The sequence below is a fragment of the Clostridium sp. CM036 genome (assembly GCF_055081135.1).
Genome location: NZ_CM143652.1, coordinates 1,646,014 through 1,659,090, shown reverse-complemented (window position 1 = coordinate 1,659,090; position 13,077 = coordinate 1,646,014). Strand labels below are relative to the sequence as shown.

Below are 13,077 nucleotides of genomic sequence, written 5' to 3'. Positions count from 1 at the left end.
GACGAAGCCACACGATCTGTGTAGCTTTGTCTATCTTTGATTTAATTTGGTTGAAAATGCAATAAAATATGGTGTGAATGATGGGAAAATTAATATATTACTTAAAAAGATAGATAATGATAAAATATCGATAGTGGTTTCAGATAATGGTGTAGGTATACCTAACAATGAGATTCCTAATATCTTTGAGCTTTTTTATGATGAAATCTAACTTTGGGCGAATGTATTAATGTTTCTCTAATCTTTATAGTAATAATTTTTTTATTATTTCTGCACATTCTTCTATTAAAATATCTTTGTCTAGATTTGATTTCTCATTAAAAATAATTTCATGACAGGTACCTTCAATTAAAGAATATAACAAAAAATTCTTTTCACTTTTGTTTTTTAAATTTAGATCAAAATTTTTAAATTCTTCTTGATATTTATTAAGCAAAAGTTTTTGTTGCTCACGAACTTGGTATCTAATTTCATTATCTATATAGCATAATGTCATCATTTCTTGATGAAATTTTGAATATATTTTGTGGCTTTCTAGTATTATATTTATAGTGGTGTTTATCATTAAATCCAAATCATTTGTATCTTTAATTTTACTCAGTTCCTTAACGCTATGATTGTAAATAGTGTTCCCATATAAATTTGTGACTTCTAAAAATATATCCTTTTTATCCTTAAAATATGCATATAGACTCCCCGTAGCGAGCTCTGCTTCCTTAGCGATTTCGGCTGTATTAGTGTTAAAATATCCTTTATCATTAAATATTTTTAATGCAGCATCAATTATCTTTTTTCGCTTTTCAATTGACCTTTTTTGAACCGGTATTCTTATTTTACTTTTCATAATATCACCTGGTTAAATTTTAATATAAATAATATATTTTGTCAATAATATGAATTTCGTTTCATGTTATTGACATTTTTAGATATAAAAACTATAATATGAATATGAAATGAGTTTCACATTAGGAGGGTCTTATGAAAAAAAGTAAAGTTATTCTAGGTTTTACAGCATTAATTATCGGTTGTTTTTTAGGAGTTCTGGATAGTACTATAGTAAATATAGCATTACCAGATATAGCAATTTATTTAGGAAAAAATATTAATGATGTAAGTTGGATTACAACTGCGTATTTGTTATCATTTTCAGTTTTTCTAATTATAGGTTCTAAAATTGCAGATCAATTCGGGAGAAAGAAAATTCTAATAATAGGGCTATTTATATTTGGGTTATCATCACTACTTTGCGCAGTGGGAAATTCATTTATATTTTTGATCATTATGAGATTTTTTCAAGGGATAGGTGCTGCAATTATAACCCCAGTTGTTTTACCTCTAGGACTTGAGATTTTCGGCAAAGAAAAAAGAGGCTTTGTAATAGCTGTATCAGGTGGAATTACGGCTCTGGCAGCTGCTGTTGGTCCACCTATAGGTGGTGTGATTCTCCAGTATTTAAACTGGAAATATATTTTCTATGTTAATGTTCCAATGTCTATTATAGCTATACTTTTTGCAGTTATATCTTTAAATGAATCTTATGATACTACTGTTTCAAAAAAAGTAGACATTCTAGGTGCAATTTTACTTATGATAAGTATATGTTGCTTAGTTTTCCCACTTCTTAAAGGAAACGATTATGGATGGCAATCAAAAACAATAGTATCACTTTTTTGCATATGCATTTTATCAATTATCGCATTTTTATTTGTTGAAGTTAAAACTAAGGAACCAATGCTACCACTTAATTTGTTCAAGGAAAGTACCTTTACGGCCTCTTGCATTTTATATATGACGGCAGGTTTTGCAACAGCTTCGCCACTTTTATTATTAAATTTTTATTTAGAACAGATATTTAACTATTCTCCTCTTAAATCTGGACTTGTACTGATGACTCTTTCACTAGCTTCGGTATTAGGTATTCCCCTAGGTAGTATTTTGGTTAAAAAGATTGGAGCAAGACTTGTTAATTTCTTAGGAATAATTATTGTTGGAGTAGGTACAGTGTTGTTATCGCAGATAAATATAAACACTTCAATAACAAGCATGAGAACAACGCTTGTTATTATGGGAATTGGATTTGGATTTTCAGTACAATCAATCGCTTCATCAATAAAATACCTACCTGTAGAAAAAAGTGGTATGGCATCAGGAATTATTAATGCTGCAAGACAAATTGGGATGTGTGTAGGCATTGCAGTTCTTGTGAGTATATTAAACACTAATGTGACAAATGCAACTAATAATATTAAACAAGATGTTACGACCAAAATAAATTCACAAGCAAACCTAGATCCAATTATTAAAGAAAAAATGTTAAGTAAAGTTAATAATTTAAATCAAAATTCAACGTCATTTTCAAAGGAAGACGTCATTAAGGATATTGATAATCAAGGTAAAATGATGATAGCTAAGGTACCTAATGATAAAAAAATAGTAGTTTTAACGTCAATTAAGGAACAAAAAAACAAAGTAGAATATCTAATAAACTTCGGTCAAAATATTAAAGATAAGGAACTAAGCAACGCTTTTGATAATACGTTTGTAGTTTCCTATGCTATAGTTTTTATATTGTCTATATGTGGTCTATTTACTGATAGAAAACTACGAGAGGATGAAAAGATTATGCACCATACCCTTGGGGATAGATAAGTCGGAAAAAACCACGCTAAAAAATAGTAAACTATGGTATAATTTACTTATAAATTGTTGCAAATTGTCAGAACTTACGAAGGTAAACAGTTGAAAGGGGCAATTTTAAAAATATATCAATAAGATTTTACGCAAGGGGGAATTAAATTGTTAGAGGTAAAAAACCTTACTAAAAAGTTTAAAGATTTTACAGCGGTGGATGGAGTTTCTTTTGAAGTTAATAAAGGAGAAATATTAGGTCTCATCGGAGAAAATGGAGCTGGAAAAACAACTATAATGAGAATGCTTGCAACTATGCTTAAGGTAACAGAGGGGGAAGGAAAAATCTCAGGCCATGATTTAGTAAGTGAGCCTGAGAGTATTAGAGAGGAAATTGGAATTCTATTTGGTGGAGAGGTTGGCCTATATGACAGGCTTACAACAAGAGAAAATATAATGTATTTTGCTCAATTAAATGGAATGAACGCATGCGATGCCAAGAAAAGCATTGAAGAGCTTACGCGAGAACTTGAAATGAGTGAATTTATAGATAAAAGGGTAGGGAAATTTTCAAGAGGTATGAAACAAAAGGTAGCAATTGCAAGAAGTATTGTCCATAAGCCTTCAGTTATGTTATTTGATGAGCCAAGTACCGGACTTGATGTTTCTGCCACAAGACTCATTCAAGATTTTATATTTAAGTGTAAGTCAGAAGGTAAGGCTATAGTTTTCTCAAGTCACAGTATGGTAGAGGTTGAAAAGCTTTGTGATAGAGTTGTAATAATACATAAGGGAAAAGTTGTGGAACATGGAACAATAAGTTCGCTTAAGGCTAAATATAATAATGAAGACATGGAAGATATTTTTGTTAATCTTATTGGAGGTAATCATGAATAAATTAGTGAGTGTAATATTGTTTAAAGAACTTAAGGACATGCTTAGAGATAAAAAGACAATAATAGTAAGTTTGTTAATTCCTCTTTTATTAATGCCTATACTTAGCTTTATTATGGGGAAAACTATGAATAGTGCTGAGGATTCTGTTGAAAAAAATATAAATATCGTGATGGTCGATAAGGGAAATAGCAGCATTGGGAAGATATTAAAAAATGATAAAACTATTAAATTTAAAACGGGCATTGATGGGAAAGCCGCAGTAAAGGATGGAGAAGCACTACTTTTTATAGAAATACCAAAGGATTTTGATGAATCTATTTCAAGTGGTAATGTTTCTGATTTAAAGATTTTTTATGATAATACAAATACAAAATCATCTATTGCACTTAGCAAGGTAACGGAAACAGTAGATAAATTAAGTAAACAAATAGTTGCAAATAGATTAAAAAAAATAAATATTGATGCAAAGATATTAACCCCGATAAAAATTGCTGAAACAAGTTTTCAAAAAGAAGACAAGGCACAAAGTCAAATGTTATTAGGTATAATGATTCCTATGTTTATACTCCTTTACAGTGCAACAGGGACAATTGCAGCAGCCACAGATCTAGGAGCAGGTGAGAAGGAAAGAGGAACACTTGAACCACTTTTAACAACAAAAGCTGGGAGACATTATATATTAACAGGAAAACTCTTTGCAATAACAATAATGGGATTTATAGTATCGGTATGTTCAATGATTGGTCTTCTAATTGCAATGAAAATACCTGGTGGAATGTTCGGAAACGGAAGTTCTTCAGTTGGTCTAAGTTACAAAGCAATAGCCTTAATTGGAGTAATAGCAATAATAACAACAATGTTTTTTGGTGCTCTTGAACTAGGGGTAAGTATATATGCTCGTTCCTTCAAGGAAGCTCAAACTTATTTGGTACCATTTTCAATAATTCCGATATTTGCCGCTTATGGAACTATGTTTATGGATTCGAAAAACATACCTTTTCTTTATTTTAATATACCATTGCTTAGTGTAAGCTCAGTGGTTAAGGAACTTACAAGTGGAATTTATAATTATGGTCATATAGGAATAACAATAGTATGGTCAATAGTTTATACGATAGTTGCTGTTATGCTAGCAAAACATATGTTTAATAAGGAAAGTGTAATATTTAGATCTTAATAATTTAACCTGTAAAATAAACAGACTTCATAACACGATGGTAACCATATGCTCCCCTTCCCGGTAACAGATTTTTATTATTTAATCTGTCTACTTTAAGGGGAGCATATTAAAGTTAGCTGGTTATTTTATTATCCTTTTACCTATTACAAATTTTTCTTTATAATATCCAGTTAATTCAGATGTTTTTATAACATCACCAGTTTTAGGGGAATGTATAAATTTGCAGTTTCCGATATAAATTCCTACATGTGATACTTGAGATGGAAGATCTGGGTTTGTCATAAAAAAGACTAAATCCCCATTTTCAAGATTATTTATATTAATAGAAACACCTTTATTTATTTGGTCCATAGTTGTTCTGGGTAAATTTATACCAAAATGTTTATAAGCATACTGAATAAACCCAGAACAATCAAATCCACCTTTTACATATTTACCTGTAGCATCTAATATTGCGGGAGTTGTACCACCAAATAAGTATTTCATTCCTAAAAACGTATTTGAATATGACACTAAATCATTACCAGTTATTAATGATTCATATTGTTGTCCATTTTTAATATATTTAGCTTTGTTTAATGGAGTTTCAAAATTCGAAAAAATAACAAAAATCATATATACTATTGTTACTACTAAAACAATTAACATTATTAACCAAAGTCTTACTGGATTCCTTTTATTAAAAGATTTTCTCATATTGCCCCCCACACTACAATGTTTAATATAACCTTATATTAAATTACTATATCATTTCTAAAAATATTCTAAAATGTTTAGAAAAATCAAGAACTATTACAATACTTACTAATAGCCAATTTTGATTAATAGACAAATTTATACTATAATATATTCATCAAGAATGTGATTGAGAGCATTTAGATATTGGGGAGAGGATAATATATGGAATATATAGGAATGTTAGCATTCTTTTTAGCTATTTCAAATATGGGATTAAGTGATAAAGTTAAAAAACTAAAAGAAGATGTTAAAAAAATGAAGAATTCAATGAAGGGGGAAGTCAAAATGTCTGAAATACTAAAAGAACTTGAAGGTAAAAGATGTACGCTTACAGTGAGTGGAAGTTTAGGGGAACTAATAGATTGTGAAGTTATAAATGTGGATGGTGAATGGATGAAGGTAAATCAATTTGCAAAAAAAGATCAACGTAAAATAAGGATAATTAGAATTGATAATATAAATAATATAAATGATGTGTCAATAATCTAATTTCTATTAAGTATAATGGATAGGTATTTAGCGTCTATCCATTATTTTTTTTATCGATAGGGTTACATCATTTTCAATATGTAATGTGATGTATTACCCTAATTTAGCAAAGATTATATGGTAGAATGGGTCGAATGAAGGTTTAGATAATAAAATGTGAAATTTTAAAAAGGGGATGAACAAGATGGATTTTATAACTGTAAATGAAAAAAAATGTATTAAATGCGAACAATGCATTGTGGAATGTCCAGCATATGTTCTAAAGATGGGAGAAAAGGGACCAGAAGAAGTAGCAAATACCACTTGCATTGCCTGTGGACATTGTGTTGCTATATGCCAGATGGAAGCTATAGATAATAAAAAAACACCACTCGCACAACAAGTTGATGCAAAAGATTTTGCTAAATTAAATGCAGAGCAGGCGGAGCATTTTCTAAGGTCACGTCGTTCTATAAGAAATTATCAAGATAAATCTGTATCAAGAGAAAAATTAACAAAATTAGTTGATATTGCAAGGCTAGCACCTACTGGAAGTAATAGTCAAGGTATATCATTTGTTGTAGTTGAGGACAAGCAATTAGTTAAAAAAGCTGCTGAACTTACTATTCGAATGATAGAAAAATCTCCACTAAAGGATGCATTAAAAGGATTAATCAGTACTTATAGGGAAGACGGGATTGATTCAATTCTGCGAGGTGCTCCAAACTTAATTATAACCACTGCAGACAAAGGCTTTTCAAACGGGAGGGCTAATTCTATTTCTTGTCTGACTTATCTAGAATTATTTGCTCCTTCACTAGGACTTGGAACTTGTTGGGCTGGATTTTTTGAGTATTGTGCATCCATTAAGGGTTCACCAATGCTTAAATTATTTAATATTCCAGAAGGAAAGACGATAACAGCTGCCGTTATGGTCGGATATCCTAAGTATAGCTATAAGAAATTAGTTGATAGAAATTCATTAGAGGTTACTTATATATAATATTATAGGGAGATTAAGTATGTTACATACAATTTTAGGGGCTCATTAGCATTTACTCTAAATTTTCAACTGTTAATAAAGTAATTTAAGTTAAAGTCCTAATCAGTGGACAATATAAATTTCATTGATTAGGGCTTATATATATTGTACTGTGTGCTTAAACATTCTCTTTAGAAATCATTTTTGGTGGTTTTTATAGTTTTGAAAATTATATAACAAACATTTATGATATAATTGGTACATATTATAGTATGGGTGATATTTTTGATAGTAGTGATAATTAAATTATTTATATAGTTAAAATTATAAAAAAAGTTAATGTAGGGACCTTCTAAAAATTAAAAATTGGAGGAATAATTATGCAAAAAAAATTATATAAGTCTACCACAGATAAACAAATAGACGGCGTTTGCGGTGGTATTGCTGAGTATTTTGATATAGATGCTACAGTTATCAGATTAGCATGGGTACTTTTAACGCTAATATATGGTATAGGTATATTATTTTATATAATATGTTGTGTTGTTTTGCCAGTTAATCATAATACTCATTATGATGATGACGATACAATTCAATTTAAAGAATTATAAATGTAGGAACTTATGCTGGACAAACTATAAACTATCTACATGTACACTTGTTTTCCAGATATATAGGTGATGTGACTGATCCAAGGGGTGGGGTAAGGAATTTAAAAGAAGCTTTAATTGAGTATAATGGATAGGCATTTAGTGCTTATCCACTATTTTTTTGTCAATTGACTATTGACAGTTCCCCTAGAGGATAGTTTAAACTCAATTTTAGGAGGCGATGATAATGAAAATTAATGAAGTGATGAAAGAAACGGGAGTAACTAAAAAGGCAATTTATTATTATGAAGAGGTGGGACTTATTAGACCCCAAAAAGAGGAAGAAAGCAATTATAGAATTTATACTATGGATGATATTAATAGACTAATTACTATTAATGCTTTAAGAAAATTGGATTTCTCTATTAAGGATATTCAACTTATATTATTAGAAAAACAGGATGTTGCACAAGTTATAAAAAAACAGTTAGACATCATCAATGAAAAAATTAAACTGCTCGATAGCAGTAAAGGAGTGTTAGAAAATTTGATTGAACAAGGAATAGATTCAAATATTGATAATTTAAGGGTGTCAATTCAATGTTTAGAAGCCAAATCTAAAAATATTGCTGGATATATGCAAAAGGAACTTCATAGGATACTACCAGGTAATATGGGGAAAATGTTTGCGATTCATTACGGACAGTTTTTGGACGAACCGCTAGATACTAAAGAAAAAGAGAAGGCTTGGATGAACCTTATAAATTTATTAGATGCTAAGGAAGAGGTTCAATATGCAGAAAATATAAAAGAACTAATTGATGAAATGTTTGGAAAGTATAGCGACAAAGATCTGATGGAATTAAATGAAAAATCGAAAAGTGTAACAAACAAAATATTAAAGCGAGATGTGGAAGTCAGTGAGGAAGTAAAAAATGAGGTCAAAGCAAAAATTGTAGAATACGAAAAAACGCCTCAATATCAAAAAGATTTAAAATTTCAGCGGTTTATGATGGATAATATAGCTCCTATTTTCAATGAGATTGAAATATATTTATGTATTTTAAGCACTAGATTTGAGAAGTTCAATAAAATTTTACGTGCTTCAGCTAGCACTGAAAATTAGGTACCCATTTTCTTAAGATTATATTATGATAAGGCAGGGATAATCCTTGCCTTTATTTTTATTTGTTATAGTTATGATAATAGTATAAACGATTTTGCACTCAGAATAAAAGTTGAGTTTTCAGATATATATAAATAGTTTAGATATGCTTGACCAACGGATAATTTTAGAGGTATTGTATTGATATGATTTAATTAGAATCTTGTTAATTTAACAAGAATTTAATTCAACACTTAACTGCATTATCTAATAACATGCTGAAACCATTGATTCTATGGAGTTAAGTCTTAGTTTATAATTTAGTTAGATTTAACTAAATTTAATAATAGATTTTAACAATGAAAAAAGCAGTATGGATTCATACCTTAATACAAAATAAAGGCGGCGATACTAATGTCAGAATGTATATTTTGCGACTACGATGAATCAGAAATAATAGTAGAGAATAAATTGGCCTTTGCTATACTAGATCATTTCCCAGTAAATAATGGTCATTGTTTAATAATACCAAAGAGGCACTTTGCTAACTTCTTTGAGGCAACGGAGGAAGAGGTTAAATCAATATATAAATTAATGCACGAGGTAAAAGAAATGTTTGATATTCAATATGAACCAGCTGGATATAATATAGGTATAAATGTAGGGACTTATGCTGGACAAACCATAAACCATTTACATGTTCACTTGATTCCTAGGTATATAGGTGATGTAGCTAATCCAAGGGGTGGAGTAAGGAATTTGAAAGAGGCTTTGGTTGAGTATGATGGTTGAAGTAGATGTAATTAATAAAGGTATAATTACCAGTGATTCTATTGCGTTTAAAGAGGCAACTCAAGATTATGATTCAAACTGTTCTACGGGAGACAATGATTATTTGCTCCCTAAATTACAAGCTTCATTAAAAAGGGCAAAGAGCATAGATATTATAGTAGGATTTTTAATGGAATCAGGTGTTAAATTGCTTATTAACGATTTAAAATAGGTAGCAGATAGAGGAGTTAGAATTAGAATTTTAACAGGAAATTATCTTAATATCACTCAGCCTCAAGATTTATATTTAGTAAAGGATGCTCTAGGTGATAAAGTAGATTTAAGGTTTTATAATATTGCTAACAAATCATTTCAACCTAAATCATACATATTTGAATATGAAGAGGATGGAGATGTTTTTATAGGATCTTCCAATATGTCAAGTTCTGCATTAACTAGTGGCATTGAATGGAATTATAGATTAAATAAGAATAAAAACCTAGAAGATTTTACACACTTTAAAAATATTTTTGAAGATTTATTTTTAAATCATTCTATAATTATTGATGATGGTGATGATGAGATGCGGCGTTATTCATCATTTTATTTTAATTGCTTTTAGGAATGTATTTATATGATGAAATATTCCTAAATTTTATGAGTATTGTAATTATAGAAAAATACATATAATTCCTTCTGGTAGAAGTTATCATATTCAAATGCTAAGTAGTCTATATTTTTCAATGGGTTAAGTCAACCTTTTATGTGCAATAAATTAGATTTAGAAGATTAGAATATACTAATATATACTTAATCCCAAAAATGTTATGCTTTATATGTCTACTATACTTTGATATAATGATCATATGTTCTACAAAAAATAAAGATTAGAAAAGTATGATGAATGACAATGTTTTTAAGGAGAAAAATGGGAGTTAGCTGATTTTTTTATAAGTGATTTGTAATTCTAACGCAGAAACTAAATTTATACTTTGAAAATATAAATTGCTGTTTAAAAGGCAGCTTGAGATAATCAATTTGTAAATAAAATATTTGTTTTTTAACTGTACGTAATAAGGAGATTTATATATGATTAAGTATGTTTGCAAAAGTTGTAATATAGATTGTGAAACAAGCGAATGTCCAATTTGTCATGGAAGGACTAATGCTGAGTCAAAAATTTATTGGTGCAATCATTGTAATGTGCCAATTTTTGATGAAAAATGTGATGAGTGTGGAGAAAATGCAGAAGTATTAACTACGGATTTAAGACCGGTTTTTCCAGAAGAAAGACTTCTTTTAGAGATTTTAATAGGAGAACCTTTAAAATATATAAATTCCTCAGTTTGGAATAGCACTGGGAATAGATATATTGTTGATGGTGAGAGGTTGAAGTTAACAATAACTGAATTAACAAAAAAAGACTCTAAAATTGTAATTGAACAATTAAATAAATACAAAAATCAAAATAACTATGATTATTTTAACAATAACATAGAAAAATTTATTAGAGCAAATAGAAGAAGATTTAATTTAAATGTATCAGAAGCTACTGAGTTTATTAATAAAGTGTCTGCTGGTTACGAATTAGACGAACTTTTTATATCTTTTAGTGGTGGGAAAGACTCAACAGTTACCCAGGATTTAGTAGTTAAGGCATTAAGTGAACCTAAGATAATTCATATTTTCGGTGATACAACATTAGAATTTCCTCTTACGTATGAGTATTTAAAAAGATTCAGAAAAAATAATGGATATACTCCAATGCTTACTGCTAAAAATAAAGAGAAGGATTTCTATAATTTATGTGATACACTTGGCCCGCCAAGTAGGGTAATGAGATGGTGCTGCACTATTTTTAAAACAGGGCCAATCACTAGAAAGATGAGTGCTACATTTAGAGATAAGAAAAAAATTATTACTTTTCATGGAATTAGGAGAAGTGAATCTAATAGTAGGAGTAAATATGATAGAGAATCAAATAGCCCTAAAATTACTAAACAGAAAGTTATGTCCCCAATTATAGATTGGTATGATTTTGATGTTTGGCTCTACATATTAGCAACAGGTGTTGATTTTAATGATGCTTACAGATTAGGGTATGCTAGAGTTGGGTGTTGGTGTTGCCCTAACAATAGCAATTGGGCTCAATATCTATCGAGCATATATATGCCTGAGCAATATGAAGAATGGAGAAACTTTCTAGTTGGATTTGCTAAGAAAATTGGAAAGCCTGATGCAGAAGTTTATATAGATGAAGGAAGTTGGAAAGCAAGGCAAGGAGGAAATGGCGTAGATTTCAGTAAAAATGCATTTATCGCATTTAAACCTTGCGCTATAGAGGATAATTCTTTTAATTATGAATTAAAACGAAGTATTTCCGAAGAATTATATGAGTTATTTAAACCTTTTGGTAAAATTTCAAAAGAAATGGGTAATGAGAGGCTGGGGGAAGTTTTTGTTTTAGATAATGAAAACAATCCAATAATAAGATTGCAAGGACGAAAAGGAAGTAATATTTTGAAGGTTTCAATACTAAAACTGCCATTACTTAAAACTAAAAATATTAGGAATGCAAAATTAAAAATTGAATGTCAAATCACAAAATACCAGATGTGCATTGGTTGTCTAGGGTGTGAAAGTGTGTGTAAGCATAATGCTATAACAATTAAAAAATCTAATGGAAGCCCAAATGGTGGCTTATCATACACTATTGATGATATTAAGTGTGTTCGGTGTGGTGAATGTATTAATCATTTTGATGGTGGTTGTTATATGAGAAAAGTGTTGGCGATAAAAAGGGGAGAGTAAAATTGGAAGATGGTGTAGTTAAAATTAGATTAAAAGCGCATGAGAGCTTCTATATTAGAGAAGGATGGTTAAGAAAGGGAACAAAGAATGTTAATAATGATTGCAGAGTCTTTATAAACGAGGACGCAACAGATATTTTAGGTATAGGAGTTAGTATGGTTAAAGCTCTTAGATATTGGGTACAAGCTTGTGGGCTTACAGAAGAAGTAAAAGTTCAAGGTAATAAAAGAGAGCAGCATCTTACAAAAGATCTTGGTCAAATTATTTTCGAAAAAGATCCCTATTTTGAGGACATATTTTCTTTATGGATTGTTCATTATAAGGTAGTTACAAATAGTTCAAATTGTACTTCTTGGTACTTGTTTTTCAATGAAATTAATTCAAATGAGTTTACAAAAGAAGAATTAAAAAATGAAATGATTTATGCGTTAAACAGATTTACAAATAATATAATGTTTTCTGAAAGCTCACTCTTTAGTGACTGTGACTGTATAATAACAACTTATGTTGATAATAAAAAAAGAAATAAGAACCCAGAAGACAATATTTCTTGCCCATTAAATGAACTGGGATTATTATCAAGAACCGTTTTAAGTCAAGGGAAAGAAGTTATTCAAAAAATAAAGCCTTCAATGGATAAATTAGATAAATTAGTAATACTTTATATAATTTTAGATAACTTAAAGGGTGCAGAAAGCATTAGTATAGAAAGAATTCTAACTGATAAATGTAATGCAGGCAAAGTTTTGAATTTGGATAGAAATTTGTTAAATGAATATTTAGATTTGTTGAAAAATACAGATTATATTACTATAAATAGAACTGCTGGATTAAATCAAGTATATCCAAAAAAATGGTCTAAACAAGACATAATAAAAGAGTATTATGAACAATTAATGGAATGAGG

At 29.5% G+C, this 13,077-nt stretch carries 15 protein-coding genes; 13 read left to right on the top strand and 2 right to left on the bottom strand.

Going from position 1 to position 13,077, the window contains the following annotated elements; all coding sequences use genetic code 11:
- The first annotated feature begins 46 nt into the window (after positions 1-46).
- Positions 47-211, top strand: a complete 165-nt coding sequence (locus ACWJKE_RS07910; RefSeq protein WP_216302852.1) for an ATP-binding protein — start codon at positions 47-49, stop codon at positions 209-211.
- 33 nt (positions 212-244) lie between these two features.
- Here the strand turns inward: ACWJKE_RS07910 and ACWJKE_RS07905 are convergent, their stop codons facing one another.
- The gene (locus tag ACWJKE_RS07905) at positions 245-844 is read right to left on the bottom strand and encodes a TetR/AcrR family transcriptional regulator (protein WP_216302851.1); all 600 of its coding nucleotides are present in this window, start codon (positions 842-844) and stop codon (positions 245-247) included.
- Positions 845-978: 134 nt separating this feature from the next.
- Between ACWJKE_RS07905 and ACWJKE_RS07900 the strand changes: the two genes are divergently transcribed.
- The 3 genes from ACWJKE_RS07900 (at position 979) to ACWJKE_RS07890 (ending at position 4,702) form a co-directional block, all read left to right on the top strand.
- On the top strand, positions 979-2,649 hold the full coding sequence (locus ACWJKE_RS07900; RefSeq protein WP_216302850.1) for an MFS transporter: 1,671 nt from the start codon (positions 979-981) through the stop codon (positions 2,647-2,649).
- Positions 2,650-2,796: 147 nt separating this feature from the next.
- Complete coding sequence (locus ACWJKE_RS07895; RefSeq protein WP_216302849.1) at positions 2,797-3,525, top strand: ABC transporter ATP-binding protein; 729 nt, start codon at positions 2,797-2,799, stop codon at positions 3,523-3,525.
- Positions 3,518-4,702 (top strand): ABC transporter permease, encoded by a 1,185-nt coding sequence (locus ACWJKE_RS07890; RefSeq protein ID WP_216302848.1) that lies wholly within the window; start codon positions 3,518-3,520, stop codon positions 4,700-4,702. Before ACWJKE_RS07895 ends, ACWJKE_RS07890 begins: the two co-directional genes overlap by 8 nt.
- A gap of 123 nt (positions 4,703-4,825) precedes the next feature.
- Here the strand turns inward: ACWJKE_RS07890 and ACWJKE_RS07885 are convergent, their stop codons facing one another.
- Positions 4,826-5,401, bottom strand: coding sequence for a C40 family peptidase (locus ACWJKE_RS07885; RefSeq protein ID WP_216302847.1), 576 nt, complete (start codon positions 5,399-5,401; stop codon positions 4,826-4,828).
- A 204-nt stretch (positions 5,402-5,605) separates the two neighbouring features.
- Between ACWJKE_RS07885 and ACWJKE_RS07880 the strand changes: the two genes are divergently transcribed.
- The 9 genes from ACWJKE_RS07880 (at position 5,606) to ACWJKE_RS07840 (ending at position 13,075) form a co-directional block, all read left to right on the top strand.
- On the top strand, positions 5,606-5,932 hold the full coding sequence (locus tag ACWJKE_RS07880; RefSeq protein WP_216302846.1) for a hypothetical protein: 327 nt from the start codon (positions 5,606-5,608) through the stop codon (positions 5,930-5,932).
- 184 nt (positions 5,933-6,116) lie between these two features.
- Entirely contained in the window at positions 6,117-6,914 is a 798-nt protein-coding gene (locus ACWJKE_RS07875) for a nitroreductase family protein (protein WP_216302845.1), read from the top strand.
- Between the two features lie 359 nt (positions 6,915-7,273).
- Positions 7,274-7,504: a PspC domain-containing protein gene (locus ACWJKE_RS07870; protein ID WP_216302844.1), complete on the top strand. Its 231-nt coding sequence runs from the start codon at positions 7,274-7,276 to the stop codon at positions 7,502-7,504.
- A gap of 226 nt (positions 7,505-7,730) precedes the next feature.
- On the top strand, positions 7,731-8,609 hold the full coding sequence (locus ACWJKE_RS07865) for a MerR family transcriptional regulator (RefSeq protein ID WP_216302843.1): 879 nt from the start codon (positions 7,731-7,733) through the stop codon (positions 8,607-8,609).
- Positions 8,610-9,002: 393 nt separating this feature from the next.
- A complete protein-coding gene (locus ACWJKE_RS07860) occupies positions 9,003-9,380 on the top strand; it encodes an HIT family protein (RefSeq protein ID WP_216302842.1) in 378 nt (125 codons plus the stop codon).
- Positions 9,370-9,591 carry a phospholipase D-like domain-containing protein gene (locus ACWJKE_RS07855; protein WP_326492864.1) on the top strand — a complete coding sequence of 74 codons (222 nt, stop codon included), beginning with the start codon at positions 9,370-9,372 and terminating at the stop codon, positions 9,589-9,591. Before ACWJKE_RS07860 ends, ACWJKE_RS07855 begins: the two co-directional genes overlap by 11 nt.
- Positions 9,592-9,612: 21 nt before the next feature.
- Positions 9,613-9,981 (top strand): phospholipase D-like domain-containing protein, encoded by a 369-nt coding sequence (locus ACWJKE_RS07850; RefSeq protein ID WP_462959357.1) that lies wholly within the window; start codon positions 9,613-9,615, stop codon positions 9,979-9,981.
- Between the two features lie 467 nt (positions 9,982-10,448).
- Positions 10,449-12,170: a phosphoadenosine phosphosulfate reductase domain-containing protein gene (locus ACWJKE_RS07845; protein WP_216304133.1), complete on the top strand. Its 1,722-nt coding sequence runs from the start codon at positions 10,449-10,451 to the stop codon at positions 12,168-12,170.
- A gap of 2 nt (positions 12,171-12,172) precedes the next feature.
- Positions 12,173-13,075 (top strand): DUF4007 family protein, encoded by a 903-nt coding sequence (locus ACWJKE_RS07840; protein ID WP_216304132.1) that lies wholly within the window; start codon positions 12,173-12,175, stop codon positions 13,073-13,075.
- The last annotated feature ends 2 nt before the right edge of the window (positions 13,076-13,077 follow it).

What these genes read in the sequence shown, in the direction of transcription:
- ACWJKE_RS07880 (WP_216302846.1), top strand. Translation starts at nt 5,606, where the DNA reads ATGGAATATATAGGAATGTTAGCATTCTTTTTAGCTATTTCAAATATG.
- ACWJKE_RS07890 (WP_216302848.1), top strand. Translation starts at nt 3,518, where the DNA reads ATGAATAAATTAGTGAGTGTAATATTGTTTAAAGAACTTAAGGACATG.
- ACWJKE_RS07900 (WP_216302850.1), top strand. Translation starts at nt 979, where the DNA reads ATGAAAAAAAGTAAAGTTATTCTAGGTTTTACAGCATTAATTATCGGT.
- ACWJKE_RS07885 (WP_216302847.1), bottom strand. Translation starts at nt 5,401, where the DNA reads ATGAGAAAATCTTTTAATAAAAGGAATCCAGTAAGACTTTGGTTAATA.
- ACWJKE_RS07860 (WP_216302842.1), top strand. Translation starts at nt 9,003, where the DNA reads ATGTCAGAATGTATATTTTGCGACTACGATGAATCAGAAATAATAGTA.
- ACWJKE_RS07870 (WP_216302844.1), top strand. Translation starts at nt 7,274, where the DNA reads ATGCAAAAAAAATTATATAAGTCTACCACAGATAAACAAATAGACGGC.
- ACWJKE_RS07845 (WP_216304133.1), top strand. Translation starts at nt 10,449, where the DNA reads ATGATTAAGTATGTTTGCAAAAGTTGTAATATAGATTGTGAAACAAGC.
- ACWJKE_RS07905 (WP_216302851.1), bottom strand. Translation starts at nt 844, where the DNA reads ATGAAAAGTAAAATAAGAATACCGGTTCAAAAAAGGTCAATTGAAAAG.
- ACWJKE_RS07875 (WP_216302845.1), top strand. Translation starts at nt 6,117, where the DNA reads ATGGATTTTATAACTGTAAATGAAAAAAAATGTATTAAATGCGAACAA.
- ACWJKE_RS07865 (WP_216302843.1), top strand. Translation starts at nt 7,731, where the DNA reads ATGAAAATTAATGAAGTGATGAAAGAAACGGGAGTAACTAAAAAGGCA.
- ACWJKE_RS07855 (WP_326492864.1), top strand. Translation starts at nt 9,370, where the DNA reads ATGATGGTTGAAGTAGATGTAATTAATAAAGGTATAATTACCAGTGAT.